Origin of the sequence: Desulfosarcina cetonica JCM 12296, from assembly GCF_001311845.1 — a bacterium.
GTDB classification, from domain to species: Bacteria; Desulfobacterota; Desulfobacteria; order Desulfobacterales; family Desulfosarcinaceae; genus Desulfosarcina; species Desulfosarcina cetonica.
In genome coordinates this window covers 1-26,336 of sequence record NZ_BBCC01000082.1, presented here as the reverse complement: position 1 = coordinate 26,336, position 26,336 = coordinate 1, and the positions used below count along the sequence as shown (strand labels likewise).

The window sequence follows — 26,336 nt, the reverse complement described above, 5'->3', positions numbered from 1 at the left end:
CGGGCACCTTTCTATTGGCTTGACAGAAGCCGCCTTTCAAAGTAGAAATCTCTGTTTATCAAGAAAATTCCGCTACGGAGGCATCGATGGATTACAAGAAGACCTTGAATCTTCCCCATACCGGCTTTCCCATGAAAGCCAACCTTTCCCAAAAGGAGCCCAAACAGCTCAGCGCCTGGGAAAGCGCCGAGCTGTACCAGCGCGTCCGCGAGGCGTCCAAAGGTCGGCCGACTTTTATCCTGCACGACGGTCCGCCCTATGCCAACGGCCATATTCATATCGGCACGGCGCTGAACAAGATTCTCAAGGATATCATCATCCGCTCCCGGCAGATGGCCGGGTTCGATGCCCCCTACGTGCCGGGCTGGGACTGCCACGGCCTGCCCATCGAACACAACGTGGACAAGGAACTGGGCGCCAAGAAGAAGGAGATGACCCAGGCCCAGGTGCGCCGCCAATGCCGGGCCTACGCCGAGAAGTTCATCGACATCCAGCGTGAGGAATTCAAGCGCCTGGGCGTCATGGGCGAGTGGGACAACCCCTACCTGACCATGAATTACCGTTATGAGGCGATCATCGCCCGGGAGTGCTGCAAGTTCGCCCTGGAGGGCAGCCTTTTCCGCAGCAAGAAACCGATCCACTGGTGCTGCAACTGCAAAACGGCCCTGGCCGAAGCCGAGATCGAATATCACGACGAGACCTCGCCGTCGGTGTATGTCAAGTTTGCCTTGAAAGATGACCCGGCCCAGATCGACGCGCGTCTGGCCGGACGAAAGGTGGCCGTGGTGATCTGGACCACCACACCCTGGACCCTGCCGGCCAACCTGGCCGTGGCCCTGCACCCGGATTTCGATTATGCCGCCGTGGCCGTTGCCGGCGGAGAGGTGCTGATCCTGGCCCGCGAGCTGGTCGAGGCCTGCATGCAGACCTTCGGCATCGCCGACTACGAAATCGTGGCCGAATTCAAGGCCGATGTCCTGGAAAACAAACGCTGCCAACATCCTTTTTACGATCGCGACTCGCTGATCATCCTCGGCGACCACGTTACCCTGGAAGCCGGCACCGGCTGCGTGCACACCGCTCCGGGACACGGCCGCGAAGATTACGACGTGGGCCTGCAATACGGCCTGGACGCCTACTCGCCGGTCAACGACAACGGCGTGTTCACCGATGAGGTGGGGTTGTTCGCCGGTCAGTTCGTTTTCAAGGCCAACGCGGCCATCAATCAGACCCTGGCCGACAAGGGCGTGCTGTTGGCCAAGACCGATATCCGGCACAGCTATCCCCACTGCTGGCGCTGCAAGCGGCCGGTGATCTTCCGCGCCACGCCCCAGTGGTTCATCTCCATGGAGAAGACCGGGCTGCGCAAAAAATCCCTGGAAGAGATCGACCGCGTGCAGTGGATTCCCCACTGGGGCCGCGAGCGCATCTACGGCATGATCGAAAATCGGCCGGACTGGTGCGTTTCCCGCCAGCGGGCCTGGGGGGTGCCGATCACGGTCTTCATCTGCGAGAAGTGCGACACCGTGCACATGGACGAGGCCACCATGAACCATATTTTCGATCAGTTCGCCGCCCACGGGGCCGACGTGTGGTTCGAGAAATCGGTTCCCGAACTGATGCCCAAGGACGCGGTCTGCACGCACTGCGGCCACACCGGTTTTACCAAAGAGGACGACATCCTCGACGTCTGGTTCGATTCGGGCGTCAGCCAGGCTGCCGTACTGGAGGACCGCGATTACCTGACATGGCCGGCCGACCTCTATCTGGAGGGCAGCGACCAGCATCGCGGCTGGTTCCACAGCGCCCTTCTGACCGCCGTGGGCACTCGCCAGAAGGCCCCCTACAAGGCCGTCCTGACCCACGGGTTCGTGGTCGACGCCGAGGGTAAGAAGATGTCCAAATCCCTGGGCAACGTGGTGGCGCCCAAGGCGGTCATCGACAAGTACGGCGCCGAGATCCTGCGCATGTGGGTGTCGGCCTCGGACTACCGCGATGATGTGCGCATTTCGGACAACATCCTCAAGCAGCTCAGCGACGCCTATCGCCGGATCCGTAACACCAGCCGGTTCATCCTGGGCAACCTGAACGATTTCGATCCCCAAAAGGACGCCGTGCCGATTGACCAGATGCTGGATATCGACCGCTTCGCCCTGCACAAACTCCAGGGGGTGATCGAGCGTGCCCTCAAGGCGTATGACACCTATGAGTTCCATGTGATCTACCACCGCCTGTATAACTACTGTACCGTGGATCTCTCCGCCTTCTACCTGGATATCCTCAAGGACCGGCTCTACACCAGCCCGGCGGCATCCTTGGCGCGGCGTAGCGCCCAGACGGCCATGTACGCCATTTTGGATGCCATGGCACGCATCATGGCGCCGATCATGCCCTTTACCGCGGAAGAGATCTGGGCCTACCTGCCGGCTGTCGCGGACAAGGCCGAGAGCATTCACCTGGTAAGCTTTCCCAAGCCAGACGCGGCCCTGCGCGACGAAACCCTGGCCGCCAAATGGGAAACCCTGATCAAGGTGCGCGCCGAGGTGACCAAGGCCCTGGAACAGGCCCGCAGCGACAAGGTCATCGGCCACAGCCTGGATGCCGCGGTGACCGTGGGCCTTTCCGACGACCTCTACGCGGTGATGGCCGAATTCGAGACCGACCTGCGCAGCATCCTGATCGTCTCGCGCGCCACGGTGGCCAAAGGTGAGCTGACCGATGCCTATAAGGCCCAGGAAGTGGAGGGCCTTTGGGTGAAGGTGGCGCCGGCCAAAGGTGAGAAGTGCCAGCGCTGCTGGGTGCATGATGACAGCGTGGGCAGCATTGCCGATCATCCGACCATCTGCGCGCGTTGCAGCGGTGCCCTGGCGCAGATGGATCTTTCCGATATGGAGGCCTAGACCCGATCCCATGTCTGGCAGCGATACCAAACCCGCCCCTTCCGGCAAAGGCCGGGAACGGTCCGGATCCAAAGGCGCTTCAAGCGTCCGGGCACCCTCCATGGGTGCCCGGGCGTTCATGGTCATCGCCGCTATCGTGGTGGTGCTGGACCAGATCACCAAGCAGTTGATTTTAGACCGTTTGCCCCTTTACCAGCGCATCGAGGTCATCCCGGGATTCTTCAACCTGACCCATATCCACAACCCGGGAGGCGCCTTCGGCTTCATGGCCGCCGGCCACGCGAACCTGCGGAACTTGCTGTTCATCGGCGTGGCGACCCTTGCCATGGGGATGATCATTTATTTCTATCGCCTGACGCCCAAAACGCGCCCTTTTCTGGCCTCGGCCCTGGCCATGATTTTCGGCGGTGCCGTGGGCAACCTCATCGATCGCCTGCGTTTCGGGGAGGTGATCGATTTTCTCGATTTCTACGTGGGAGCCCATCACTGGCCGGCCTTCAACGTGGCGGACAGCGCCATCACCATCGGGATCACGATTTTCATTGCCCATGTGGTCCTGGGCAAGATGCCGGATTAGATGCTGAAAAACGACAGCATGGATTTTTTCCGAACCCCCTTCAATCCCCAAACGATTCATTGACCATGCCCACCGTCGCTTACCCTGCGCTGACCGATTACCTGGAACGGACCCCGGCGTCCGACTGGCCGGTGGTGACCCTGGTTTGTGGGGAGGAGATGCTGTGCAAGAAGGCCTATGATGCGGTGCTCGGGCGGTTGGTGCCCGAATCAGAGCAGGCCCTGGGGGTGGAACTGTTCGATGGCGGTACGGATCCCTTCGCCAATGTGCTGGACAGCCTGAACACCTATGCCCTTTTGGCTGCCAGCAAAGTCGTCGTGCTCCAGGATGCGCGGCTCTTCTATTCGGACAAGGCCCGGCAGGGGTTGCGGGAAAAGACCGCCCAAGCGGCCAAGGCGGGTGACCTGAAAAAAGCCGCGCGGCCCTTTTTAAACCTTCTGGCCCTTTGTGGCCTTACCTTTGATGACCTCAAGACCCAGACGGCCCGCCGCAAGGTGGTTGACGCGCCGGATGGCGAACCCGTGGCCTGGCTGGATGCACTGGTCGACCATTGCCGCGAAAACGGGCTCAGCATTCCCGAACGGGAGGACGATGCCGAGCGCCTGCGGACGGCCATGCAGAAGGGATTTCCCGAGGGCCATCGCCTGGTGATCACCACCGACTTCGTCGATCGCCGCAAGGCCTTGTTCAAGGCCATCGACGAGACCGGCCTGGTGGTGGACTGCACGGTTCCCAAGGGAGAGACACGGGCTGACCGCATGGCCCAGGACCAGGTGATGCAGGCCGCCATGGCCGATGCGCTGAATGAAGCCGGTAAACGGCTGGCCGCCGACGCCCGAAAGCGGCTGATGCAGTGGACCGGATTCGACCTGCGCACCCTGGCCGGCAATTTGGAGAAGCTGATCACCTTTGCCGGCGACCGCCAGACCATCACCGAAGCCGATGTAACGGCCGTCCTCAAGCGCACGCGCAAGGATCCCATTTTCGAGTTTACCAGCGCCATTGCCGACAGGGATCTGTCCGCCAGTCTTTTTTTCATGCAAAGCCTTTTGGCGGAAGGCATGCATCCGTTGCAGCTCCTGGCTGCGGCGGCCAACCAGATCCGGCGTCTTTTGGTGGCCAGGGATTTCATCGCCCGTGACCAGGGGCGCAACTGGCGTAGCCAGATGAATTTTGCCCAGTTCAAGGGTGCTGCTTTCAAGGCGGTTCAGGACGATGATGCGGCCTATGCGGCGCTCACCGAATCCTGGGATGCGCTGATCCATCCACCGGACGCCGGCAAAAAACGCAAGCATCCGGCTGCCAGCGATCTGGTGCTGGCCAAAAACCCCAAAAGCCCGTTCCCTGTTTTTCAGACCCTCAGCAAGGCCGAGCGTTTTTCCCTGGCGGACCTGCAGCGTGCCATGATCGATTTGAGTGACATCGATCGGCGCATGAAGTCCACCGGGCAGAATCCGCGACTCCTGCTGGAGTCCTTTTTGCTGCGGTTGTGCCGGTAATCCGGAACCCTCCAGACGGCGAACCCTGTTTTTTAACAGAAATGGCGTTTCGTCACCGACATTCTTTCATTTTTGTTGTGTTTGTGATGGCCTGCGGTTTTCCATCGGAATCGCGTAAACCGACCGAAGCCGCTTCTGTAGCGCCTCCAGATGATTGTTGGTCTGCTGGCACGCCGATTGCTATGCTTTTCCCGAACCGGGCTCCGATCGGATCTGGCATCGGAGGGGATGAGGGAAAATGGCGTTGAAAAAGCAGGGGGCCCGTGTTAACACTTCTACCAATCTATTTCGGGGCTTAGCCCCAAGCCAACCCACCCCATCGGCAGAAAAAAGGAGGCTTTATGCGTAAGGTTACAGTTGGTCTCGTGTTATCTCTGGTTGCGGTAATGGCGTTTTCGTTCGCGGCGGTGGATGCCGGCGCGGCCGATATGATCAAGATCGGATTCAACATCCCCCTGACCGGCGACAACCCCGATGTGGGGGCGTCAACCAAAAACGCCGCCGAGATGTACCTGAAGAAAACGCCCAAGATCGAGGTGGGTGGCAAATCCTACGATCTCAAGTTCATCTTTGACGACAACGAATACAAGGCCGAGTCGGCGGTCAAGGTCGCCACCAAGCTGATCACCGAGGAAGGTATCCTGGGCATGATCGGGCCCCAATCCTCCAGCCAGGCCGTGCCGGCCGGCGACGTGGCCAACAACTTCGCCACGCCCATGATCAGCCCCTGGTCCACCAATCCCGACACCACCTTGAATCGGCCCTATGTTTTCCGTGGCTGCTTTCTCGATCCCTTCCAGGGGCCGGTTGCGGCCAATTTCGCCACCGATGAGTTGGGCGCCAAAAAGGCTGCCGTGATTTACGACATCGCCGCCGACTATCCCAAGGGCCTGGCCGAATTTTTCAAGGCCGCCTTCGAGAAAATTCACGGTCCCGGGTCGGTCGTGGCTTTTGAGAGCTTTACCACCGGCGACAAGGACTTCTCGGCCCAGATGACCAACATCGTGGCCTCCGGCGCGGATGTGCTCTTTGCTCCCCAGTACTACAGCGAAGTGCCCCTGATCGTGCGTGCGGCCAAGGAGATGGGCTGGACCAAGCCGATCCTGGGATCCGATTCCTGGGGCAGTGGTGACCTGATGGGCCTTTGCGGTGACGACTGCAAGGGCTACTACTTCTCCACCCACTATGCCGCCGCCGGTGCCCAGGGCGCCACCAAGACCTTCATCGACGAATACACCGCCGCCTATGGCAAAACCCCCGACGACGTCGCCGCGCTGACCTGGGATTCCCTGGGCCTGATGATCCAGGCGATCAAGAACACCGGCGGGCTTTCCGGTGACATCAAGGCTGACCGCAGCAAGGTCAAGGATGCCCTGGCGTCGATCAAGGACTACCCCGGCATCACCGGCGCAATGACCTTCAGCCCGGACGGCGATCCGAAAAAATGTGCCGTGGTGGTCAAGATCAACGACGCGGGTAAATTCGCCTTCTTCAAGTCGGTTTGCCCCAAATAATCCCAAAAACTCAAATAACCCGGAAAATAGAACGATCGCGTCAGCCATTGATTGTGTGATACCCGGCCGCCCGATGACAACCGCACGGACGGCCGGCTCAACGGAAAGGGAACGGGCTTGCCTGTTTCCCTTTCCTTTTGATGGGAGCCTTTTCCATGAGCTTCAACTTCCTGATGCAGAACCTGATCAATGCCTTGCAGTGGGGCAGCTTTTACGCCCTGATCGCTTTGGGCTACTCCATGGTGTACAGCATCCTGATGCTGTTCAACTTCGCCCACGGCGACATCTTCATGGTGGGGGCCTATATCGGGCTGGGTGTGGCCCTGGGGCTGCTCTCCCTGTTCGGCACGGGCGCCGCCGCCCTTATGCCCGGCTGGCTGATCCTGGTATTGACGATCCTGATTTCCATGTTCCTGACCGCCTTCGTGGGCATCATCGTGGAGCGGGTCGCTACCGCCCCCTGCGCGAGGCGCCCCGGGCTTCGGCCGCCATCACCGGCCTGATGATCGGTATCATCCTCGAAACGTCCAACATCCTTTTCCTCGGTGGATCGCGTCTCAAGTTTCCCCAGCTGATCGAGTCAGTGACTTACAACATCGGCGGGGTGTACGTGACCAATAAGAAAATCATGATCGTGCTGGTCTCCATCGGCCTGATGCTGGCCCTGCACCAGTTGATCGCACGCACCAAGTGGGGCATGGCCATGCGTGCCATGGCCTATGATTACGTGGTGGTACCGCTGGTGGGCGTGCCCATGAACAGGATCGCGGCCATGACCTTTGCCATCGGTTCGGCCCTGGCCGCGGCCGCCGGGATCCTTTTCGGTCTGGCCTACCCGGTGCTGGATCCTTACATGGGCGTCAGCTTCGGCTGGAAGGCCTTCGTGGCCGCCATCTTAGGTGGCCGCGGGTCCATCATGGGCGCCTGCCTGGCCGGATTCATGCTCGGTTTCATCGAGATCATGACCGTGCCGGCCATTCAGATCATGAATCGCGTCTTCTCGCTCAACATCGGATCCAACCTGCGGGATTTGATTGCCTATTCCATCGTTCTGGTGATTCTGATTTTCCGACCCCACGGGCTGTTTGGACAGGCGTACAGCGCCAAGCTTCGACTCTAATCGCGGACAAGGACGTTATTTATGGATCAAACTGCTGCACTCGCACCCACCGGGGGGATTTTTTCCCGCATCGGTCGTTTCTTCAAACCGGTACCGCTGATGGGTTACCTGATCGGGTTTCTGGTCTGCGTATTCTGGGAAAAGATGGCCGGTGAAGGCCTGTCCGCCATGCTGGGACTTCCCAAGATGCCGATCCTGTTCGGCATCGTGACGATCTTTAAGGTCGTCGCCGGCATGGTCAATCTTTTGATCAAAGGAGACGCTTTCAACTGGGTCACCCTGATTCAGATCCCCATGGCCCTGGTCTATTTTTCGGTCACCTACCTGATCCCCTTGGCCCTGATTTGCCGGCTCGCGGCCAAACCGGCCAATGTCTTGGCCGGCTATCTGCAACGTTTTCCCCTGATCGTCAGTGCCTGATTCAACTGGGGTTGATGTACGCCGTCCTGCACGTCTGGGCCGGCGTCTCCGACTACCGGCTGATCACGCTGAAGCTGACCCTTATCGCCGTGCTCTTCACCCTGAGCCTCAACATCATCAACGGTTACATGGGCGAGTTTTCCTGCTCCCATCCAGGTTTCATGGCCATCGGCGCCTACTCGGCCAGCATTTTCACCGTGGGCCTGTTTACCACCAGCAAGGTCCTGGGGCCGGCGGTCTTCAACATCCCGGCGGCTACCTGACCTTTCCGCTGGCGCTGGTGTTCGGCGGCGTGATGGCGGCCCTGGGGGCCCTGGTCATCGCCATTCCCTCCTTCAGACCCGCGGTGACTATCTGGCCATTATCAGCCTGGCCTTTCTGTTCATCGTCAAGAGCTTCTTCGAGAACATGCAGGCCCTGGGCGGTTCCCGCGGCATCGGCGGACAGCCCGACTGGGCCACCTTGCCGGTGATCTTCATCACCGTGGCCTTTGGCGTCTGGACGATCAACAATTTCGTCACCGCCACCCTGGGCAAGGCCCTCAATGCGGTGCGCGACGATGAGACTGCCGCCGAGGCCATGACCGTGGATACCCGCAAGACCAAGATGGCGGCCTTTCTTTTCGGCGCTTTCTGGGCCGGCGTGGCTGGCGGCCTCCTGGGGCACGTGCTGCGCTACATCAACCCGGCCATGTTCAGCGTGCAGAAACTGGCCGAGGTGCTGGCCATGGTCTATTTCGGCGGCCTCAATTCGGTCTACGGCTCCATCGTGGGCGCGTATCCATCAGCCTTCTGGGTGAAGCCCTGCGGCCCCTGGAGATCTTCAAGTGGATCGTCATTCCGCTCTTGCTCATCCTGGTGATGATCTATCGGCCCACCGGACTCATCGCCTTCAAGGAATTCGATGTCCGGCAGGTATTCGGACCCAAGGAGGTGGACTGATATGCCGCTGCTTCACGTTACCGATATGAGCCACAATTTCGGCGGGCTGCAGGCGGTCGCCGATTACCACCTCAGTCTGGATCCGGGGCAGATCACCGGCCTGATCGGCCCCAACGGTGCCGGCAAGACCACGATCTTCAACCTGATCACCGGTATTTACCGGCCAACGCACGGATCCGTGATGTTCGACGGCCGGGAGATCACCGGCAAGAAGCCCAACGAGACCGCCGCCATGGGCCTGGCCCGGACTTTTCAGGAAATGAAGTTGTGGCGCCACATGACCGTTCTCGAGCACATCAAGATGGCCCGCTATTCGAAATTTTCCTACGGACTCATGGGCGCGTTCCTGGACACGCCGCGTCGCCGGCGTGAGGAGCGCGAGGCCACGGACCTGGCCATGGAATATCTGAAGATGTTCGGCGTGGAGCAGTTCGCCGATCAGCTGGTCATCAACCTGCCCTACGGCGCCAGCGGCGGGTGGAGATGGCCCGTGCCATGGTGATCGAGCCCAAGGTGCTCCTTTTGGACGAACCCACCGTGGGCATGACCCCGGACGAGATGCTGGCCATGATCGAGGTGGTCCGCAGCGCCCACGAACGCTTCAACCTGGCCATCTTTTTGATCGAGCACCGCCTGCGGGTCGTGCATGAGCTCTGCCAGCATGTCCAGGCGCTGGTGTTCGGCCGGGTGCTGGTGGAAGGCACGCCGGCCGAGGTACAAAACCATCCCGAGGTCATCAAGGCCTACATCGGTGAACAGGAGGTGGAATTCTGATGCTGCTCAATGTGCAAAACCTCCAGGTATCCTACGGCAAGATCAAGGCCCTGCACGGGATCAGCTTCAACATCGACGCCGGTGAAATCGTCACCATCATCGGTGCCAACGGCGCCGGCAAGAGCACCACCCTGCGGGCCATCTCGCGCATGGTGCCGGTGGAGACGGGAAGCGTCATGACCTGCATGGGCCAGGACCTGCTCAAGCTGCCGGCCGACAAGGTGGTCAGCCGGCTGGGCATCACCCACGTTCCCGAGGGCCGGCGCCTGTTCGGAAACCTGACGGTGATGGAAAACCTGCAATTGGCGACCTTTGCCCGCAAGGATCGGGATGCGATCAAAAAAGACATTCGCCGGGTCTTCGAAATTTTTCCCCGGCTGGAGGAGCGCAGGGCCCAGGCCTCCGGTACCATGAGCGGGGGGGAGCAGCAGATGCTGGCCATCGGCCGGGCCTTCATGAGCGGCCGTCGCCTGATGCTGCTCGACGAACCCTCCATGGGGCTTTCGCCGCTCTTGATGATGAACGTCTTCCAGGCCCTCAAGGAGATCAACCGTCAGGAGGGCACGGCCATTTTGCTGGTGGAGCAGAACGCGCGCCTGGCCTTGAAATTCTCCCAGAAGGGCTACGTGCTGGAAAACGGCAACCTGGTGCTGGAGGGGGACTCGGAGACCTTGATCAACGATCCGGAAGTGAAAAAGGCATACCTCGGCGGATAATTACGATGCTTAACACTTCCAGCTTGAAATCCCTTCTGAATACCCGTATCCATAAGACTTGGTATGTGTCGCCCATCACCTGAACTCCAATAAGGAATCTTTGCCATGATCCGTGCAGCCGTCGTCGGCGCCAACGGTTACGCCGGGGCCGAACTGGTTCGTATTTTATCCGGTCATCCGGATGTCCAATTGACCGTGATTACCTCCCGCCAATACGCCGGAAGCGCCTTTGACACCATTTATCCAGCCATGCGCGGGGTTGTCGATCTGGATTGCATCGACAGCGATCCCGAAAAAATCTCGACAGCGGCCGACGTGGTCTTCCTGGCCCTGCCGCACAAGGTTTCCATGTCCATGGCGCCAGGCCTTCTGGATGCCGGACAGCGGGTGATCGACTTGTCGGCCGATTTCCGCTTCCGCAACGCCGCCGCTTACGAGGCCCATTATCAGCCGCATAGCTGTGCCGACCTCCTGGCGCGGGCGGTCTACGGGCTCTGCGAGGTATATGGCGAGGCGGTGGCCGGTGCGGATCTGGTCGGCAACCCGGGCTGTTACCCCACCAGCGTCCTGTTGCCGCTGCTGCCCCTGGTCAAGGAGCGGCTCATCGATCCGGCCACCATCATCGCCGACTGCAAGTCCGGTGTGAGCGGTGCCGGCCGTGAAGCCACGTCCACGACCCATTTCTGTCACGTCAACGAGTCCTTCAAGGCGTATAAGGTGGGCGGGCACCGGCATGCCCCGGAGATGGAGGAGCAGCTGTCCGTGTTTGCCGGAACGCCGGTGCGGATTACGTTCACGCCGCACCTGATTCCCATGACCCGCGGCATGCAGAGCACCATGTATGCCACGCTGGCTCCCGGCGTTGATGCGGCCCGGGTGCGTCAATGCCTCGAATCCGCTTACCAGGGCAAACCCTTCGTGCGGCTGTTGCCCGACGGGCGTTGGCCCGATACGCTTTTTGTCAAGGGAACCAATTTCTGCGACATCGGTTGGACCCTGGACCCCGGCACCGGCCGGCTGATCCTGCTGTCGGCCATCGACAATCTGGTGAAAGGGGCCGCCGGCCAGGCCGTGCAGAACATGAACCTGATGGTCGGCTTGGCCGAGACCGCCGGCCTGAATGCGGTTCCGTATCCGCTGTAGCCTGATCCGTGTGTTGACAACGCGTTGGAATTGAACTAAACAGGGTACGTTTAACCATCTGCCGTAAGGGGAAATCCGCATCCTGACAAATTTTCATCACCGCTCGACAACCGTTGCCAATCGCCGCAGGCTAAGTGCTGCGCAACATACGCACCGCAACCATCAATGTGAAAGGAGACAGGAGATGACAGCAACGCTTATCAAGGGTACCGAGATCCGCGAGCAGATCCTCGAGGAGATTACCGAAGAGGTAAAACAGATCAAGGAAAAGCACGGCGTGGTTCCCGGGCTGGTCACCATCCTCGTGGGCGAGAACCCGGCATCCATTTCCTATGTGACCCTCAAGATCAAAACCGCCCACCGCGTCGGATTCAAGGAAATTCAGGACAGCCAGTCGGTGGATATTTCCGAAGCGGATCTTCTGGCCCTGATCGACAAGTACAACAAGGACGACAGCATCAACGGTATCCTGGTTCAGCTGCCCCTGCCCAAGCACATTGATGAGAAAAAAGTGCTCAACGCCATCGATCCGGACAAGGATGTCGACGGGTTCCATCCGGTCAACGTCGGCCGTCTGATGATCGGGGGCAAGGAAGTCAAATTTCCGCCTTGCACGCCTTTCGGCATCCAGGAGATGATCGTGCGCGCCGGCGTTGAGACCAGCGGCGCCGAAGTGGTCGTCGTGGGTCGCTCCAACATCGTGGGCAAACCCATCGCCAACATGATGGTGCAGAAAGGCCCGGGCGCCAACGCTACCGTGACCATCGTGCATACGCGCACCAAGGATCTGGCCGCCCACTGCAAACGGGCCGACATTCTCATCGTGGCCGCTGGTGTTCCCGACTTGGTGAAACCGGAATGGATCAAACCGGGGGCCTGCGTGATCGACGTCGGCGTCAACCGCGTGGGTGAGAAGGTCAGCGAGAAGACCGGCAAGAAAGTGGCCATCCTGAAGGGCGACGTGGATTTCGATGCCGCCAAGGAGATCGCCGGCTACATCACCCCCGTTCCCGGTGGTGTCGGTCCCATGACGATCACCATGCTGATGCTCAACACCCTGAAATCCCTTAAGTTCAAGCTGGGCCTCATGTAACCGAACACCGCGCCCCGGGTGGTCGCGGCAAGCTCGCGTCGCGAAGTAGCGAGCTGTGCGCGGATCGGGGGCGATGAATGATTCAGGAGCTGCCATGGCGGTGCATTGTTGGGGCCCGCCGTGGCAGCTCTTTTATATTTGGGTAGGGGCTGGAATCCGTGCCGCCCTTTCCAAACCTGCCGCATCGATTCCGAATGCGTGTTCCCATGGATGGCTCCAATCCGTTGCAGATATATTCCCGGCAACCTAACCCCCTTATTTTCTTGATGTTGAATTATTCTGCCTTTGCGCTTGAGTGCCTTGTTAAAATGGTTTAGGATACCCGTTTGTGGATATAGCGGGGACGGGGTTTTCCCGCCGGCGCTGATGACAGCCCATCTCAAAGGCTCTTAAACGGCAACCGGATTGGCTGTGACTGACCCAATCATCATCCTTGGGATGAATGTGGAGAAATAATACCCATGATCGGCAAATGGCTGACCCAGGTCTTCGGAAGCAAGAACGAGCGTGAACTGAAAAAATTGCAGCCGCTGGTGGAGGCGATCAATGCCCGTGAAGCCGAGATGCAAGCCTTAAGCGATGACGCGCTCCGCGGGCAGACGGCGCGTTTGAAAGAGCGCCTGGCCAACGGCGAGCCCCTGGACGATCTTTTGCCGGAGGCGTTTGCCACGGCCCGTGAAGCTTCCGTGAGAGCGCTGGGCATGCGTCACTATGACGTTCAGTTGATTGGTGGCATGGTCCTGCATAGCGGCAAGATTTCCGAAATGAAAACCGGTGAGGGCAAGACCCTGGTGGCCACCCTGCCGGCCTATCTCAACGCTTTGACCGGCCGAGGCGTGCACGTGGTGACGGTCAACGACTATCTGGCCCGGCGTGACACCGAATGGATGGGGAAACTCTATACCTTTCTGGGAATGACCGTGGGGACCGTCCAGCACGGCCTGGACGATGAGCAGCGCAAAGCGGCCTACGGTGCGGATATCACCTACGGCACCAACAACGAGTTCGGGTTCGACTACCTGCGCGACAACATGAAGTTCGATGCGCAATCGCTGGTCCAGCGGGATCTGCACTATGCCATCGTGGACGAGGTGGACAGCATCCTGATCGACGAGGCGCGCACCCCGCTGATCATTTCCGGGCCGGCGGAGAAATCCACCCAGCTCTATTACCAGGTCAACGGCATCATCCCCCGGCTGAAGGCCGAGGAGGATTACAAAATCGATGAAAAAGGCCCGTAGCGCCACGCTCACCGAGGAAGGCGTCGCCCATGCCGAAGCACTGCTCAGCGTCGAGAACCTCTACGATCCCGGCAACATCGAACTGCTCCACCACACCAACCAGGCCCTGAAAGCCCACACCCTGTTCAAGCGCGACGTGGACTATATCGTCAAGGATGGCGAGGTGATCATTGTCGACGAGTTTACCGGCCGTCTCATGCCCGGCCGGCGTTACAGCGAAGGCCTGCACCAGGCCCTGGAGGCCAAGGAAAACGTACGAATCGAGAACGAGAACCAGACCCTGGCCACGATCACCTTCCAGAACTATTTTCGCATGTACGATAAATTGGCCGGCATGACCGGTACGGCGGATACCGAGGCGGCGGAATTCAAGAAGATCTATAATCTGGACGTCATGATTATCCCCACCAACAAACCGATGATCCGCAAGGATTTTCCCGACGTGATCTACAAGACCCGGCGGGAGAAATTCAATGCCGCCATCGAGGAGATCAAGGCGCTGCACAAAAAGGGGCAGCCGGTGTTGGTGGGCACGGTCTCCATCGATATTTCCGAGCAGCTGGCCACGCAGTTAAAAAAGCAAGGCATCCCCCATGAAGTGCTCAACGCCAAAAACCATGAAAAGGAAGCCGAAATCATCTCCATGGCCGGCCAGAAAGGGGCCGTGACCATCTCCACCAACATGGCCGGGCGCGGTACCGATATCGTGCTGGGTGAAGGGGTGACCGAACTGGGCGGCCTGCATATCCTGGGTACCGAGCGTCACGAGAGTCGACGCATCGACAATCAGCTGCGCGGTCGTTCCGGCCGCCAGGGCGATCCGGGTTCCTCGCGGTTCTACCTGGCACTCGAGGACGATCTGCTGCGCATCTTCGGCGGCGAGCGCATTACCGGCATCATGGAGCGGCTGGGCATGGAAGAGGGGGAACCCATCGAGCACAACCTGATCAGCCGTGCCATTGAAAACGCCCAGTCCAAGGTGGAAGGGCACAACTTCGATATCCGCAAGCATCTTCTCGAATATGACGATGTGATGAACCAGCAGCGCGAAGTGATCTACAAACAGCGCCGTGATCTGTTGACCGGCATGGATCTCAAGGAGACCATCGAAGACATCATGATGGAAGCCGGTGAGCAGATCGCCGCCGAATTCGTCGACGAGCGCGATCTGCCGGAGGATTGGGACTGGCAGGCCATTTCCGATGCGGTTTTCAAGCAGTTCAATTTCCGTATGTCGTCGCTGGATGCGGATACCCTGGACGGGCTCAATGCCGAGGGGCTGGCCCAGGAGATTTTCGATCAGGCCCAGAAGGTCTACCAGGAAAAGGTCGCCCTTCTGGGGGCGGCCGACTTCAGGCAACTGGAACGGGTGGTGATGCTGCAGACCGTGGACAACCTGTGGAAAGACCACCTGCTTTCCATGGACCATCTCAAGGAGGGCATCGGGCTGCGCGGCTACGCCCAGCAGAACCCGCTTCTGGTTTACAAGAAAGAGGGTTTCGACATGTTCCAGGAGACCATCGACCGCATGAAGCAGGAGACCCTGGGCATCCTCTTTCGGATCCAGCTGGCGGAACCCGAAAATATCGAGGATTTCCAAAAACCGAAGGAGCAGAAGCTGATCTTTTCCGGTGGTGGGGATTCGCCGCCGGCCAAGAAACCGGTCAAACGGGAGGCGGAGAAAGTCGGCCGCAACGACCCATGTCCCTGCGGCAGTGGCAAAAAATACAAAAAAATGTTGCGGACAGTAGCCATGACAACGACAGCCGCCATTAATATTGGTATTATCTCCGACACCCACGGGCTGGTCCGGCCGGAGGCCGAGCGGGCGCTGGCCGGGTGCACGCAGATTCTTCACGCCGGCGACGTCGGCGATGCCGACGTGCTCAGACGGCTTGAACGCATCGCCCCGGTGGTGGCGGTTCGGGGGAATACGGACCATGGGGCTTGGGCCAAATCCCTGCCGGTCAAGGAGATGGTCGAAATCGAGAAGGTTTTCTTTTACATCCTGCATGATTTGCAGCAACTCGATTTAGAACCTTCGGCCGCCGGCATTCAGGTGGTGATCAGCGGGCATACCCACCAGCCTGAAATTATAAGGAAAGATGGCGTGATCTACCTTAACCCAGGAAGTGCCGGCCATCGGCGCCGCGACTATCCGGTGTCCGTGGCGCAGGTGTGTATCGCTGAGGGTGTCTTGACACCGCGCATCCTTGAGATCAGCCGATGATCGCAGGCGTGTTTCCGACAGCCCTTGCTGCCGGGTAAATCCTTTCTGATTCAGATTCCTCCCTTTTCTCCGCGCTTGTTTCTGTCAACAAATGCACTTTACAATCCGTATCGGCGGTGATTATAATCAGGTCGGCATCGGTCAAGTGTCCATTGCTTGTTATTCGTTATAGAAAACAAATGATTGCAATCGGTTGCCAAGAAATCGGGGCGTGTGTGCGCCTACCGAAACGGTCCGATCCCCTCATCCGAGGGGGCGTGTTCGTCATGTTGTCTGCTAATTGGATGTAAAGCATTTCAGTTATGGCGCGATATCAAACATCGGAGCAAACGGATTCGGAAACTCGCGATGCAACCCGGCAGCCGCCCATGTATCGTGTCTTGCTGCATAACGACGACTACACCACCATGGAGTTTGTCGTTGAAATATTGAAATATGTGTTCAATAAATCCACGGAAGCGGCGACGACGATCATGATGAACGTCCACCGCAAAGGGGTTGGGGTGTGCGGGATCTATCCCCATGAAATTGCCGAAACCAAAGTCGATACGGTTCACAATCTTGCACGTGAAAGCGGTTTTCCGCTACGCTGCAGCATGGAACAGGAATAATATATGATCAGCAAGGAACTCAGTGCCACGTTGGGATTTGCGGTTCGTGAAGCAAAGAAGCGCCGTCACGAGTACGTGAGCGTCGAACACGTGCTGTTTGCCATCCTGCATGACAATTCCGGCTTGGAAATTCTTGAAAAATGTGGTGGCAATGTCGATAACCTGAAGGCCAGCCTGGAAACGTTTTTCAATGAAAACATGGAAATGATTCCCGAGGGCAATGAATATGTCCTTCAGCAGACCATCGGTTTTCAGCGGGTTATTCAGCGGGCCGTCAACCACGTGCGTTCGGCTGAAAAAAAAGAGGTGGCGGTCAGCGACATTCTGGCTTCCATCTTTATGGAAAAGGATTCCCACGCCGTCTATTTTTTGAATGAAGAGGGGATTTCCCGGCTGGATGTCTTGCGGGTGATTTCCCACGAAATTCCCCTGGAGCCGCCGGCGATCGAACCCGAAATCGCCGAACCCGACGATCCGAAAAATTCGAAGAAGAAGACCAATCTGTTGGATACCTACACGGTGAACCTCATCGACCAGGCGGCCAACGGCAAACTCGATCCCTTGATTGGCCGTCAACTGGAAATGGAACGTACCATGCAGGTGCTTTGCCGGCGCCGGAAGAACAACCCCATTTTCGTGGGTGACCCGGGGGTGGGGAAAACCGCCATGGCCGAAGGCTGGCTCAGAAAATCTGGGAGGGCGAAGTCCCGGCGTTGCTCAAGGATGTTCGGATTTATTCGTTGGATTTGGGTGGCATGCTGGCCGGATCCAAGTTCAGGGGCGATTTTGAGCAGCGCCTCAAGGGGGTGGTCACCGAGCTTAAAAAACGCAAGAACACCATCCTTTTCATCGACGAGATCCATACCATCGTGGGCGCCGGTGCCACCAGCAGCGGCTCGATGGATGCCAGTAACATCCTCAAGCCGTTTCTCTCCACGGGCGAGTTGCGTTGTATCGGTTCGACCACCTACGAGGAGTATAAAAACCATTTCGAGAAGGATCGTGCCCTTTCACGTCGTTTTGAGAAAATCGATATCCTTGAACCGCCCATCGACGAGTCAATCAAAATTTTGAAAGGATTGCGTTCACGCTACGAAGCGCACCACGAGATCGAATATACCGATGCGGCCCTCAAGGCTGCCTGCGAGCTGTCGGCCAAGTACATCAACGATCGCTACCTGCCGGACAAGGCCATCGATGTGATTGACGAAGCCGGTGCTGCCATCCGGCTTTCCGGCGCCACCAACCGCCGGTGGATTCATCCGGCCGATATCGAGAAGATCGTTGCCAAAATCGCCCGTGTTCCGGCGGTGAACGTTTCCACACCGGACAAAGCCAAACTGGAAAACATGGGCGCGAATCTCCGTGAGGTGGTCTACGGACAGGATGATGCCATCAGCGCCCTGGTCACGGCCATCAAGCGGGCGCGCGCCGGCCTGGGGTTGCCTGAAAAGCCGGTGGGCTCCTTTCTGTTCACCGGTCCCACCGGGGTCGGCAAGACCGAGGTCGCCCGACAGGTGGCACGGCTTCTGGACGTGGAATTCATGCGCTACGACATGAGTGAATACATGGAAAAGCATGCCGTTGCGCGGCTGATCGGCGCCCCTCCCGGGTACATCGGTTTTGATCAGGGGGGGCTGCTTACCGACGGTGTGCGCAAGCATCCTTACTGTGTGCTCCTTTTGGATGAAATCGAAAAAGCGCACGAGGATCTGTTCAACATCTTACTGCAGGTCCTGGACCACGCCACCTTGACCGACAACAACGGCAAGAAGGCGGATTTCCGCAATGTGATCATCATGATGACCTCCAACGCCGGGTCACGGGAAATGAGCAGCGCCACGATCGGCTTTGGCGATCCCAAAAAGGATTCTTCCGGAAAAGGCAAGAAAGCCGTCGAGAAGCTGTTCAGCCCGGAGTTCAGGAACCGGCTGGATGCCATCATCAACTTCAATTCCCTCGATCGCGAGATCATGGGCCTGATCGTCGACAAATTCATGCAAGAACTCGACCGCCAGCTGGCCACCAAGCGCGTTACCGTGGAATACACGGACAGTGTGAGAAAGTGGCTGGCCATGCGGGGGCACGATCCGCAATATGGTGCGCGGCCCCTGGCCCGGATCATTCAAACCGAGATCAAGGACGTCCTGGCCGATGAAATCCTTTTCGGCCGCTTGGAAAAAGGCGGTCGCGTCAGGCTGGATATGGACGGCGAGACATTGGTGTTTGAATTTAACTGATCCATGCCCATTTTTTCTCTCTCCGAACGCCTCTCTTTCCCCCCGCCCCATCTGGCCATCAAGGAAGGTCTTCTCGCCGTCGGCGGGGATCTGAGCGTTGAGCGGCTTTTATTGGCATACCGCAATGGCATCTTCCCCTGGTATGCCGAAGGCGAGCCGATTCTCTGGTGGTGCCCGGATCCACGCTTGGTGCTGTTTCCCGACGAGCTGAGAATTTCTCGTTCCCTTAAAAAGATCATCAAGCAAAAACGCTTTCACATCACCTTCGACCGGGATTTCGAATCGGTGATTCGCGGCTGTGCAGAGACCAAACGCTCCTACGGGGAGGGGACCTGGATCACCGATGAGATGCGGGACGCCTATTGCGCGCTACACCGCCAGGGGTATGCGCATTCCGTGGAGGCCTGGCAGGAGAACCAGCTTGTCGGAGGGTTATATGGGGTCTCCCTCGGCCGCGTCTTTTTCGGCGAATCCATGTTCAGCCGTGCCAGCAACGCCTCCAAGGTCGCCTTTGTCACGCTTGTTCAAACCCTTAAAGCACACCACTTTTCCCTCATCGACTGCCAGGTCAAAACCGCGCATCTGATGCGCTTCGGCGCGCGGGAGATCCCGCGGAAAGTGTTTTTGGAAACCCTGGATCGATCCACCTGCCTCTAATACGGTCTTAATCATCATCACTTAAACCACAAATCGATTGTGAAAAAAATGCCATAGCCGGCTTGGTGTTTAAGAGATTTCTTTTTTTCAATTAACAGTATAACAAATTGAATATTAAAGTAAAAATTAATTTTTAAAATAATTTTCAAAGATGGCAACGATTATGCTTAATGGATGCTTTAGTGATTGATGTGCGTTGTATGAACAGTCCAATTGGGTGAATGTTGAATGAGAGGGGGTAAATGGATCATCGTGTTTATTTATTTGTTTCTGATTTGAAGCGATGACTGACGATACCGCGAAATCCGTCACTGCTATGGGATCCAACAGAACAACATGCGTAAAGAGGACCAAATGAACAAAAAAATGATTATTGCAGCATTTGTACTTAGTTTGTTTTTGTCAGTAGGGAATGCAAGCGCACTGCCGACTTTGCAAGGCGACTTTACCTGGGTGGACGCTGACTACTGGACCTTAACCGATTGGACAACCGCTAATACCAATTTTACGCTGGTTTTTGAGAGTGCCAGCTGGGAAAGTGAATTCGGGCTTTATTCAGTGGATGACATCAACAACCCCACTTCCATTGAAAGTACATATACGGTTTTTACAGGATCACAGGAGCCTTCAACTATTTACTGGTATTCAACTTCAACATCCGTTTACTTTCAAGAAATCGACGGTGTATGGTACGTTGACAATAACGAAAACTGGGCGGACGAAACCAATGTGGCCTTAGATGATGTCTTTGGCTTCTACTTCAAAACCAGCACGGAATATTCTTGGTATACGGATATTCTCTTCAATAGCGATGACTCGGAACATATTCTCATCGCTTATAGCGCAAGCTTGAAGACGGCAGTCTTTTTTCTCGATGATCAACCCATTTATAATGCCGACTTGGATTATAACGATATGATCACCGCCGGTGACGATCTTGCGCCGGCGCCAGTTCCCGAACCCGCCACCATGCTGCTTTTAGGCTCGGGCTTGGTCGGGATTGCCGCTATTAGGAGGAAAAAGCTGTTTCGGAAATAGAAATCCCGCGTCAGCGATATTCCATCTTCGTTCAATCGATGGAAGATAAACCCAGGGGAAACCGGATTTTAATCACCGGTTTCCCCTTTTTCTTATTTAAATTTTCAGATGGTTATGCTTGTTGGCCGGATGCATGGCTGGCGATACCCAGGGGGATCGTTTTTCAGCGGGTGGTAATTTCCATTCGTTGACCTCTCGCTGATTTTTAGCTATGGTTCATTTGCTCTTTTAGTGACCATCCATCCGTTTTCAATTCCCCAAACAAGGAGAAAATCACATGAAGGTTACGATCACCAGTCAGTGCATGGGCGACAGAAATTGCAATAACCTTTGCCCCGATGTTTTCGAATATGACGAGGATCAGTTGAAATCCATCGTGAAATTCGACACCATTCCCGAAAAATACGAGGATGTGGTTCGTCAGGCGGCTCGCGAATGCGGTGCCGAAGCGATCGAGATTGTGGAAGACTAACCCCATCCGGGGCCTTTTTTCGCAATGGTCGTTGCGCACGATCAAGGCGGGACCCGACCGACCTGACCGTCGGGTCCCGCCAACCGCCGCTTTGCCTAAGCGGTGCGCGCCCGCCGGCGGAGCGGTTTGCCGGCGCGGATGGCAATTCCTTTAGAAGGGGGTGTGAATGGCAGCCTTCAGAGAGAGTCAAACGGCAAAGAATCTGCTTGTTTCCTATGCGTTCGAATCCCAGGCGACCACGCGCTACCTGTTTTTTGCCGACCAGGCGAAACGGGACGGTTACATGCAGGTCGCTGCCATATTCAAGGAGACCGCCGATCAGGAGTGCGAACACGCCCTACGCTTTTTCAAGTTTTTCAACGGGGGCGAACTGGAGGTGACCGCCACCTTTCTTACCGGCGTGGTCAAGGCCACGCGGGAAAATCTGGTGGCGGCGGCGGACCTGGAACTGGATGTCCACAGCCGCCTCTATCCGGGATTTGCCAAGGTGGCTCGCGAGGAGGGGTTCGCGCGGCCGGCTGACGTATGGGATGCCATCTCCGTTGCCGAGGTCCAGCATGAGAAAAATTTTCGTGCCCTGACCGAAAATATGGATTCCAACCAGATGTTCTGCCGGCCCGCCACCATGAAATGGCGCTGCATGAACTGCGGCTACATCCATGAAGGGCCCTGCGCGCCGGAGAAATGTCCGGCGTGCGTCAAACCGTCGAACTTCTTTGAACTGTTCGTCCCCAATTGGTGACGCGTAAAAAGTCGCATTTCCGACGGATTCGTAAAAAGCCCGAGATCAAGGCTTGCGAGTCCTGAGAATACCGCTATCGCGGGTGCCGTAGGCAGCGTACTTAGCGTACGCCGCAGTGACGAAGGATACGCGTAACGCCGATATCGGGCTTTTTACGAATCCGTCAATAAGGCATCCATTCCGAACGATCCACCAGCACCTGACGAGGTTTGATCCCGTCGGACGCACTGATGATGCCCCTTTTCTCCATCATGTCGATAATCCGCGCGGCCCGGTTGTATCCCACCCGCAGGGCGCGCTGAACACTGGATATGGTGGCCTGGCGGGTGGACAGGACGAATTCCAGGGCGTCCTCGTATTTCTCGTCGTAGTCGTCGTCGCTGATATCCAGGGGTGCGGCCTCTTCCTCTTCTTTCTCCGTAATCACGTCCATGACATATTCGGGCTTGCCCTGGCTTTTGACAAAGTCGGTGACGGCGATCAGTTCCGCTTCGGACAGATAGGTTCCGTGGACCCGGGTCAGCCGTGCGGTTCCGGGCGGGACGAAGAGCATGTCTCCCCGGCCCAGGAGGGTTTCGGCGCCGTTGGCATCGATAATTGTCCTGGAGTCGGTCTTGGAAGAAACCTGAAAGGATATGCGCGTGGGGAAGTTGGCCTTGATGATGCCGGTGAGCACATCCACGGAGGGGCGCTGGGTGGCGAGAATCAGGTGGATACCGGCCGCCCGGGCCATCTGAGCGATGCGGGTCAGGGAGAACTCGATATCCTTGCTGGCGGTCATCATCAAATCGGCCAGCTCGTCGATGATCACGACAATGTAGGGGAAAGCCTCATCCGTATCCCCGTCATCGGATAACGACGGGTCGGTCATCCCGATTTTCTCATTGTACTGTTCGATATTCCTCACCTGGTACGCGGCGAGTTTTTCATACCGGCGCTCCATTTCCCGGACCACCCATTGCAGGGCGATGTTGGCCCTTCGCATGTCGGTGATCACCGGGGTGAGCAGATGGGGAATGTCATTGAACAGGGAAAGCTCGATCCGTTTGGGGTCGATCATGATAAATTTGACCTGATCCGGCCGTGACTTGTACAGGATACTGGTGATCATGGCGTTCAGGGCAACGCTTTTGCCCGTTCCCGTGGCTCCGGCGATCAGAAGATGCGGCATTCTCTCCAGACCCACGACCACCGGCTTGCCGATGATATCCTTACCCAGACAGATGGGGGTGGGGGAGTCGATCGTGGCAAAAGCCTCCGAGTTCACGACGTCGATGAACGGAACGATGCTCATTTGGGGATTGGGAATCTCGATGCCGATCACGTCCTTGCCGGGAATCGGGGCCACCAGCCGAATGCTGACCGCACTCAAGGCCAGGGCCAGGTCATCGGCCAGGTTCACGATCTTGCTGATCTTGATTCCAGGGGCCGGTTTGTATTCGAAGGTGGTGATCACGGGGCCGGGTGAAACCTCCATGACCTCTCCCTTGATGCCGAAGTATCCCAGCTTCCGCTCGAGCAGCTCCGCATCCCGTCGGATGGCCTCGTGGTCCACCGCCACGGCCTGGTCGGCCCTTTTCAAGAAGTTCAGGGGCGGCAGTTTGTACTCCGGCTCGGAGCCTGCAGCGGCTTCCATTGCCGGTGTTATCGGCACCGGCTGCGCATCGATCCTCACCTGTGTGGGACTGCCCGCTGTGACTGCCGGGCTCGGCTTGGATTCAGGCTCGGCCTTGGGCACAAGCATGGGCAGAAGCATGCTTTCGGTTTTCGTATCGACTCCCTGCGATACGGGCAGCGGGTCCGGTTCGTCAGGCTGCGGTTTTTCGCTTCCATGGACCACGATCGGATGGTCCAGGACGGTGGGCGGCGATGCTTGAACGGTGACCGGTTCAATGGGGCTGGCTGGCGGTTCCGGTGCTGGCGGTGGTTCTGCGACTTGAACGCTTTGGGTTGCGGCAGTCGGCTGGGCCGAGTCTTCATTGGTCGGTTGGGGGATATCCTCCGGTGGGGCGGCCTTTGCCGTTGTCTTCACAGCGGTATCCCTGGCCGCCGTCTTCCTTTGGTCTTGCTCCCCGAGCAGCTGGTTGTATCGGCTTGCCAGGCGGACATAGTTGCCCGCGATGTTCAGGGTGGCTAACAGCAGCCTGGCGTAAGGACTCGATGCTTCCTTTTTGCTTTGAAATTTCGTGTCGACGTTTTCCATCTCGCTGACCATCAGTTCGGCGATCGTTTGCGCGTCGGTCGGGCCGGTGTCGTTATCGATCCTGAATTTGTATACGCCACACGCCGTATGGATGGATAAAACATCATTGTCGATTCTGTAACCTGATTTTTTCATACATCTGACTTTTTGCTGAAATGATGGTAAATATCGCCTCCCGCGACCGGGGAGTATTTCTAAAAGGCTGCCCTATATATCACATTTGACAAAGAGATGCACCTGCAGCCTTTCGGGTGCGTTAGGGCTCGGCGTGCAGCATAAGACCCGCCGGTAGTGACTCGCCGAAGGCGGCCTGTTCCTCCTGATGCTGCATGGGAACCACCTCCGTCAGTTGCCGCCGTGCATCCGCGTTTTCGGGAGACTCGGGAATCCAGTCGTGGATACGCCGGAGAATTTCGGGGGACAGATCGCGGGTGCGGTCCCCGGTCAGGCGGGCCATGCGTGCCAGGGCGCTGACGAGCATCTTGGACGGCTCCCAGGGCTTGGCCATGATGGCCTCGATCCAGTCGGCCACCGTGGCGGGCGGAATCACCCGGTCCACCGGCCCGTAAAGGAGTTCTCGGGCCCCCAGCCGCGAAAGCGTCCAGACCAGCTGATGGCGCGCCGCACCGGTGCGCATCTGGGTCAGCAGCAGTTCTCCCCAGCGGATTTTGTCCTTTACATAGAGCCGTTCCAGGTTGCCCACCGCCATCCATAGCTCCAATTGCTGCTGCAGGGGCAGGCGGATTTTGCCGTTCTTGCCCGGCTGCAACAGGGTGCCCAAGGCCTGGCTCAGTTGGCGCTGTTGGCCGGGGTTCAGGCCGCCGGCCAGCCGGCGCCACATGATCCACCATTCGGCCTGGACCTGAGCCTGCTTGGGATGGATGGCCCCCTGGGTGTGCAGCCGCCAGGCCTGTTTGATGCGCTGCTCGTCCAGGGCGTCGCCGAATCCGGGCCGCAGAGAGAAGCCGAGCAGGTTCATCCAGCGTGCCTCATGGGCCGCCGAACGATTGCGTGTCTCGGGCCGGGCCAAAAACTGTCCGCCAGATCGCGAAGAAAGGCCAGGGGCCACGCCTCCCGGGGAAGATCGACAATGGCGCCGATTCGTTTGACCAGCGTATTCAGGACATCCTTGGTATCGCTGCCCAGGGCCTGATCGATGGCCTCACGGGCTTGCTGGACGACAGCCTGGTCCAGGATCGTCTGTTCGCGCACGTCTGCCGTACCCACGGCGTCGCGTAGCTGGAACTGCAGCTGCCAGCGATGCTGGCTGGTTTGCGATCGGCACCACAAGGAGAGGGTCCCCAATTCGGTGTATTCCCCGGCAATCTCAACGGGAATCCGGGTCTTGAGCCCCCTCTTGCCGTACTGGATGACGGTCTGGAGTGGCGGCAGGGCCACCAGGGAGTCGTCCACCGGGATGATGTCGCCCGCGGTGTCGCCGCTACGATAGCTCGAGCTGAAGAGTTCGAACTGCACCGGCTGATTGGCCAGCACGGCGAAGGGGCGCTGGCCCATATCGATGGCCGTGCCCTCCTCGAGGCCGCGTTCGATCAGGCAGATGGCTTCCTTGCCGGCGGTGGCGGCTGCCGCGTCCGATCGCTCGATTCCCAGGTAGTAGGCGCGCGGGCTGCCGCTGCCCACCCGTACGCCGCGGCCGATTTTGACCAGACCGTAATAGGTGGCTCCCAGGGCCACGGCCGTGTCGTGGTTGCGGTTTTCCAGGATCCGCGGTCGCGGTGTGTCGCTGCTGCCGAAGACGCGTACGAGATTGTCGACGATACGGTTCTGGATGATTTCGGGTTTGAGTGCCCCGCCGTTGAACAGGACCCGGTCGGGCAGGGGGAGCGGCTTTCCCACGGCATCGGCCACGTCGGCGGCGTGTTGCATCAAAAAACGCTGCAAGTGGCGCGTGATGGCCGGCTCGGCTTCATAGGGCAGGCCGAACTCGGTGATGGCCGCACGCTGGGCCCTGGGTGGCATTTCACCTGCATCGGTCAGGGGAAAAAAGCCTTCCAGAACGATCTCCTCCACCATGGCGCGGTCCAGGTCGGCCGTCAGGGTGCCGCCGATCAGGCGGCTGCCGCTGCCGGTCAGGGTAACCCGCTGGTGTTCGGCGTCGCCCGAGAGAACGCGTTCCTTGGCCTGGCGGCATTGATGACACAGGGCCTTCCAGCGATCGGTGTCCAGGGTGCCGGCCTTGCCGCG

The 26,336-nt window shown here is 58.3% G+C and carries 25 protein-coding genes and 1 pseudogene; 23 read left to right on the top strand and 3 right to left on the bottom strand.

All coding sequences use genetic code 11. The annotated features are described in order from the left end of the window. Positions 1 to 86: 86 nt before the first annotated feature. The 23 genes and pseudogenes from ileS (at position 87) to rbr (ending at position 21,928) form a co-directional block, all read left to right on the top strand. Positions 87 to 2,900 (top strand): isoleucine--tRNA ligase, encoded by a 2,814-nt coding sequence (gene ileS, locus JCM12296_RS18140; protein WP_054696163.1) that lies wholly within the window; start codon positions 87 to 89, stop codon positions 2,898 to 2,900. Positions 2,901 to 2,910: 10 nt separating this feature from the next. Then, positions 2,911 to 3,477: a signal peptidase II gene (lspA, locus tag JCM12296_RS18135; RefSeq protein ID WP_306304073.1), complete on the top strand. Its 567-nt coding sequence runs from the start codon at positions 2,911 to 2,913 to the stop codon at positions 3,475 to 3,477. A gap of 65 nt (positions 3,478 to 3,542) precedes the next feature. After that, positions 3,543 to 4,976, top strand: coding sequence for a DNA polymerase III subunit delta (holA, locus tag JCM12296_RS18130; RefSeq protein ID WP_054696160.1), 1,434 nt, complete (start codon positions 3,543 to 3,545; stop codon positions 4,974 to 4,976). Positions 4,977 to 5,362: 386 nt separating this feature from the next. Continuing rightward, on the top strand, positions 5,363 to 6,490 hold the full coding sequence (locus JCM12296_RS18125) for an ABC transporter substrate-binding protein (protein ID WP_054696166.1): 1,128 nt from the start codon (positions 5,363 to 5,365) through the stop codon (positions 6,488 to 6,490). 155 nt (positions 6,491 to 6,645) lie between these two features. Then, positions 6,646 to 6,993, top strand: a complete 348-nt coding sequence (locus JCM12296_RS47725) for an ABC transporter permease subunit (RefSeq protein ID WP_281492059.1) — start codon at positions 6,646 to 6,648, stop codon at positions 6,991 to 6,993. After that, positions 6,993 to 7,610 carry a branched-chain amino acid ABC transporter permease gene (locus JCM12296_RS18120; protein WP_281492058.1) on the top strand — a complete coding sequence of 206 codons (618 nt, stop codon included), beginning with the start codon at positions 6,993 to 6,995 and terminating at the stop codon, positions 7,608 to 7,610. The genes JCM12296_RS47725 and JCM12296_RS18120 overlap by 1 nt, the downstream gene beginning before the upstream one ends. Positions 7,611 to 7,631: 21 nt before the next feature. After that, positions 7,632 to 8,030, top strand: a complete 399-nt coding sequence (locus JCM12296_RS44870) for a hypothetical protein (protein ID WP_246804529.1) — start codon at positions 7,632 to 7,634, stop codon at positions 8,028 to 8,030. Between the two features lie 14 nt (positions 8,031 to 8,044). Then, positions 8,045 to 8,293, top strand: a complete 249-nt coding sequence (locus JCM12296_RS44865; protein WP_246804528.1) for a hypothetical protein — start codon at positions 8,045 to 8,047, stop codon at positions 8,291 to 8,293. A 145-nt stretch (positions 8,294 to 8,438) separates the two neighbouring features. Then, positions 8,439 to 8,891 (top strand): branched-chain amino acid ABC transporter permease, encoded by a 453-nt coding sequence (locus JCM12296_RS44860; protein WP_246804526.1) that lies wholly within the window; start codon positions 8,439 to 8,441, stop codon positions 8,889 to 8,891. Between the two features lie 81 nt (positions 8,892 to 8,972). Continuing rightward, entirely contained in the window at positions 8,973 to 9,473 is a 501-nt protein-coding gene (locus JCM12296_RS44855; RefSeq protein WP_246804525.1) for an ABC transporter ATP-binding protein, read from the top strand. Then, positions 9,455 to 9,745 (top strand): ABC transporter ATP-binding protein C-terminal domain-containing protein, encoded by a 291-nt coding sequence (locus JCM12296_RS44850; RefSeq protein ID WP_246804522.1) that lies wholly within the window; start codon positions 9,455 to 9,457, stop codon positions 9,743 to 9,745. The genes JCM12296_RS44855 and JCM12296_RS44850 overlap by 19 nt, the downstream gene beginning before the upstream one ends. Next, the gene (locus tag JCM12296_RS18105) at positions 9,745 to 10,461 is read left to right on the top strand and encodes an ABC transporter ATP-binding protein (protein WP_054696157.1); all 717 of its coding nucleotides are present in this window, start codon (positions 9,745 to 9,747) and stop codon (positions 10,459 to 10,461) included. Before JCM12296_RS44850 ends, JCM12296_RS18105 begins: the two co-directional genes overlap by 1 nt. A 105-nt stretch (positions 10,462 to 10,566) precedes the next feature. After that, positions 10,567 to 11,604: an N-acetyl-gamma-glutamyl-phosphate reductase gene (gene argC, locus JCM12296_RS18100; protein WP_054696154.1), complete on the top strand. Its 1,038-nt coding sequence runs from the start codon at positions 10,567 to 10,569 to the stop codon at positions 11,602 to 11,604. Between the two features lie 184 nt (positions 11,605 to 11,788). Continuing rightward, positions 11,789 to 12,697 carry a bifunctional methylenetetrahydrofolate dehydrogenase/methenyltetrahydrofolate cyclohydrolase FolD gene (gene folD / locus JCM12296_RS18095; protein ID WP_054696151.1) on the top strand — a complete coding sequence of 303 codons (909 nt, stop codon included), beginning with the start codon at positions 11,789 to 11,791 and terminating at the stop codon, positions 12,695 to 12,697. A gap of 461 nt (positions 12,698 to 13,158) precedes the next feature. After that, complete coding sequence (locus tag JCM12296_RS47720) at positions 13,159 to 13,938, top strand: DEAD/DEAH box helicase (protein WP_281492057.1); 780 nt, start codon at positions 13,159 to 13,161, stop codon at positions 13,936 to 13,938. Further along, positions 13,922 to 16,168, top strand: a complete 2,247-nt coding sequence (locus JCM12296_RS47715) for a YfcE family phosphodiesterase (protein ID WP_281492056.1) — start codon at positions 13,922 to 13,924, stop codon at positions 16,166 to 16,168. The genes JCM12296_RS47720 and JCM12296_RS47715 overlap by 17 nt, the downstream gene beginning before the upstream one ends. A gap of 302 nt (positions 16,169 to 16,470) precedes the next feature. Continuing rightward, positions 16,471 to 16,779 carry an ATP-dependent Clp protease adapter ClpS gene (clpS, locus tag JCM12296_RS18085; protein ID WP_054696148.1) on the top strand — a complete coding sequence of 103 codons (309 nt, stop codon included), beginning with the start codon at positions 16,471 to 16,473 and terminating at the stop codon, positions 16,777 to 16,779. A 3-nt stretch (positions 16,780 to 16,782) separates the two neighbouring features. Next, a pseudogene (locus JCM12296_RS51455) lies at positions 16,783 to 17,097 on the top strand (Clp protease N-terminal domain-containing protein); the annotation flags it as partial. A 437-nt stretch (positions 17,098 to 17,534) separates the two neighbouring features. After that, complete coding sequence (locus tag JCM12296_RS18080) at positions 17,535 to 19,019, top strand: AAA family ATPase (protein WP_306304072.1); 1,485 nt, start codon at positions 17,535 to 17,537, stop codon at positions 19,017 to 19,019. A gap of 3 nt (positions 19,020 to 19,022) precedes the next feature. Further along, positions 19,023 to 19,676, top strand: a complete 654-nt coding sequence (gene aat, locus JCM12296_RS18075; RefSeq protein ID WP_054696146.1) for a leucyl/phenylalanyl-tRNA--protein transferase — start codon at positions 19,023 to 19,025, stop codon at positions 19,674 to 19,676. A 354-nt stretch (positions 19,677 to 20,030) separates the two neighbouring features. Continuing rightward, the gene (locus tag JCM12296_RS18070) at positions 20,031 to 20,714 is read left to right on the top strand and encodes a PEP-CTERM sorting domain-containing protein (protein ID WP_054696143.1); all 684 of its coding nucleotides are present in this window, start codon (positions 20,031 to 20,033) and stop codon (positions 20,712 to 20,714) included. 277 nt (positions 20,715 to 20,991) lie between these two features. Continuing rightward, on the top strand, positions 20,992 to 21,186 hold the full coding sequence (locus JCM12296_RS18065; RefSeq protein ID WP_054696140.1) for a ferredoxin: 195 nt from the start codon (positions 20,992 to 20,994) through the stop codon (positions 21,184 to 21,186). A gap of 166 nt (positions 21,187 to 21,352) precedes the next feature. Beyond that, complete coding sequence (gene rbr / locus JCM12296_RS18060; protein WP_054696138.1) at positions 21,353 to 21,928, top strand: rubrerythrin; 576 nt, start codon at positions 21,353 to 21,355, stop codon at positions 21,926 to 21,928. A 163-nt stretch (positions 21,929 to 22,091) separates the two neighbouring features. On the opposite strand, the gene JCM12296_RS18055 is transcribed toward rbr, so the two are convergent. The 3 genes from JCM12296_RS18055 to JCM12296_RS39995 all read right to left on the bottom strand — a co-directional run. Then, positions 22,092 to 24,266: a DNA translocase FtsK gene (locus JCM12296_RS18055; RefSeq protein ID WP_054696134.1), complete on the bottom strand. Its 2,175-nt coding sequence runs from the start codon at positions 24,264 to 24,266 to the stop codon at positions 22,092 to 22,094. 121 nt (positions 24,267 to 24,387) lie between these two features. After that, the gene (locus JCM12296_RS18050) at positions 24,388 to 25,110 is read right to left on the bottom strand and encodes a hypothetical protein (RefSeq protein WP_054696131.1); all 723 of its coding nucleotides are present in this window, start codon (positions 25,108 to 25,110) and stop codon (positions 24,388 to 24,390) included. Then, a partial coding sequence (locus JCM12296_RS39995) for an Hsp70 family protein (protein ID WP_479690868.1) occupies positions 25,107 to 26,336 on the bottom strand: 1,230 nt, incomplete at its 5' end. The genes JCM12296_RS39995 and JCM12296_RS18050, both read right to left, overlap by 4 nt.

What these genes read in the sequence shown, in the direction of transcription:
- JCM12296_RS18080 (WP_306304072.1), top strand. Translation starts at nt 17,535, where the DNA reads ATGCTGGCCGGATCCAAGTTCAGGGGCGATTTTGAGCAGCGCCTCAAG.
- JCM12296_RS18070 (WP_054696143.1), top strand. Translation starts at nt 20,031, where the DNA reads ATGAACAAAAAAATGATTATTGCAGCATTTGTACTTAGTTTGTTTTTG.
- JCM12296_RS18050 (WP_054696131.1), bottom strand. Translation starts at nt 25,110, where the DNA reads ATGAACCTGCTCGGCTTCTCTCTGCGGCCCGGATTCGGCGACGCCCTG.
- JCM12296_RS18055 (WP_054696134.1), bottom strand. Translation starts at nt 24,266, where the DNA reads ATGAAAAAATCAGGTTACAGAATCGACAATGATGTTTTATCCATCCAT.
- JCM12296_RS18065 (WP_054696140.1), top strand. Translation starts at nt 20,992, where the DNA reads ATGAAGGTTACGATCACCAGTCAGTGCATGGGCGACAGAAATTGCAAT.
- JCM12296_RS18125 (WP_054696166.1), top strand. Translation starts at nt 5,363, where the DNA reads ATGGCGTTTTCGTTCGCGGCGGTGGATGCCGGCGCGGCCGATATGATC.
- holA (WP_054696160.1), top strand. Translation starts at nt 3,543, where the DNA reads ATGCCCACCGTCGCTTACCCTGCGCTGACCGATTACCTGGAACGGACC.
- JCM12296_RS18120 (WP_281492058.1), top strand. Translation starts at nt 6,993, where the DNA reads ATGATCGGTATCATCCTCGAAACGTCCAACATCCTTTTCCTCGGTGGA.
- JCM12296_RS47725 (WP_281492059.1), top strand. Translation starts at nt 6,646, where the DNA reads ATGAGCTTCAACTTCCTGATGCAGAACCTGATCAATGCCTTGCAGTGG.
- JCM12296_RS47715 (WP_281492056.1), top strand. Translation starts at nt 13,922, where the DNA reads ATGAAAAAGGCCCGTAGCGCCACGCTCACCGAGGAAGGCGTCGCCCAT.
- JCM12296_RS18105 (WP_054696157.1), top strand. Translation starts at nt 9,745, where the DNA reads ATGCTGCTCAATGTGCAAAACCTCCAGGTATCCTACGGCAAGATCAAG.
- JCM12296_RS44860 (WP_246804526.1), top strand. Translation starts at nt 8,439, where the DNA reads ATGCAGGCCCTGGGCGGTTCCCGCGGCATCGGCGGACAGCCCGACTGG.
- rbr (WP_054696138.1), top strand. Translation starts at nt 21,353, where the DNA reads ATGGCAGCCTTCAGAGAGAGTCAAACGGCAAAGAATCTGCTTGTTTCC.
- aat (WP_054696146.1), top strand. Translation starts at nt 19,023, where the DNA reads ATGCCCATTTTTTCTCTCTCCGAACGCCTCTCTTTCCCCCCGCCCCAT.
- JCM12296_RS44855 (WP_246804525.1), top strand. Translation starts at nt 8,973, where the DNA reads ATGCCGCTGCTTCACGTTACCGATATGAGCCACAATTTCGGCGGGCTG.
- lspA (WP_306304073.1), top strand. Translation starts at nt 2,911, where the DNA reads ATGTCTGGCAGCGATACCAAACCCGCCCCTTCCGGCAAAGGCCGGGAA.
- folD (WP_054696151.1), top strand. Translation starts at nt 11,789, where the DNA reads ATGACAGCAACGCTTATCAAGGGTACCGAGATCCGCGAGCAGATCCTC.
- ileS (WP_054696163.1), top strand. Translation starts at nt 87, where the DNA reads ATGGATTACAAGAAGACCTTGAATCTTCCCCATACCGGCTTTCCCATG.
- JCM12296_RS44870 (WP_246804529.1), top strand. Translation starts at nt 7,632, where the DNA reads ATGGATCAAACTGCTGCACTCGCACCCACCGGGGGGATTTTTTCCCGC.
- JCM12296_RS44850 (WP_246804522.1), top strand. Translation starts at nt 9,455, where the DNA reads ATGGCCCGTGCCATGGTGATCGAGCCCAAGGTGCTCCTTTTGGACGAA.
- clpS (WP_054696148.1), top strand. Translation starts at nt 16,471, where the DNA reads ATGGCGCGATATCAAACATCGGAGCAAACGGATTCGGAAACTCGCGAT.
- JCM12296_RS44865 (WP_246804528.1), top strand. Translation starts at nt 8,045, where the DNA reads ATGTACGCCGTCCTGCACGTCTGGGCCGGCGTCTCCGACTACCGGCTG.
- argC (WP_054696154.1), top strand. Translation starts at nt 10,567, where the DNA reads ATGATCCGTGCAGCCGTCGTCGGCGCCAACGGTTACGCCGGGGCCGAA.
- JCM12296_RS47720 (WP_281492057.1), top strand. Translation starts at nt 13,159, where the DNA reads ATGATCGGCAAATGGCTGACCCAGGTCTTCGGAAGCAAGAACGAGCGT.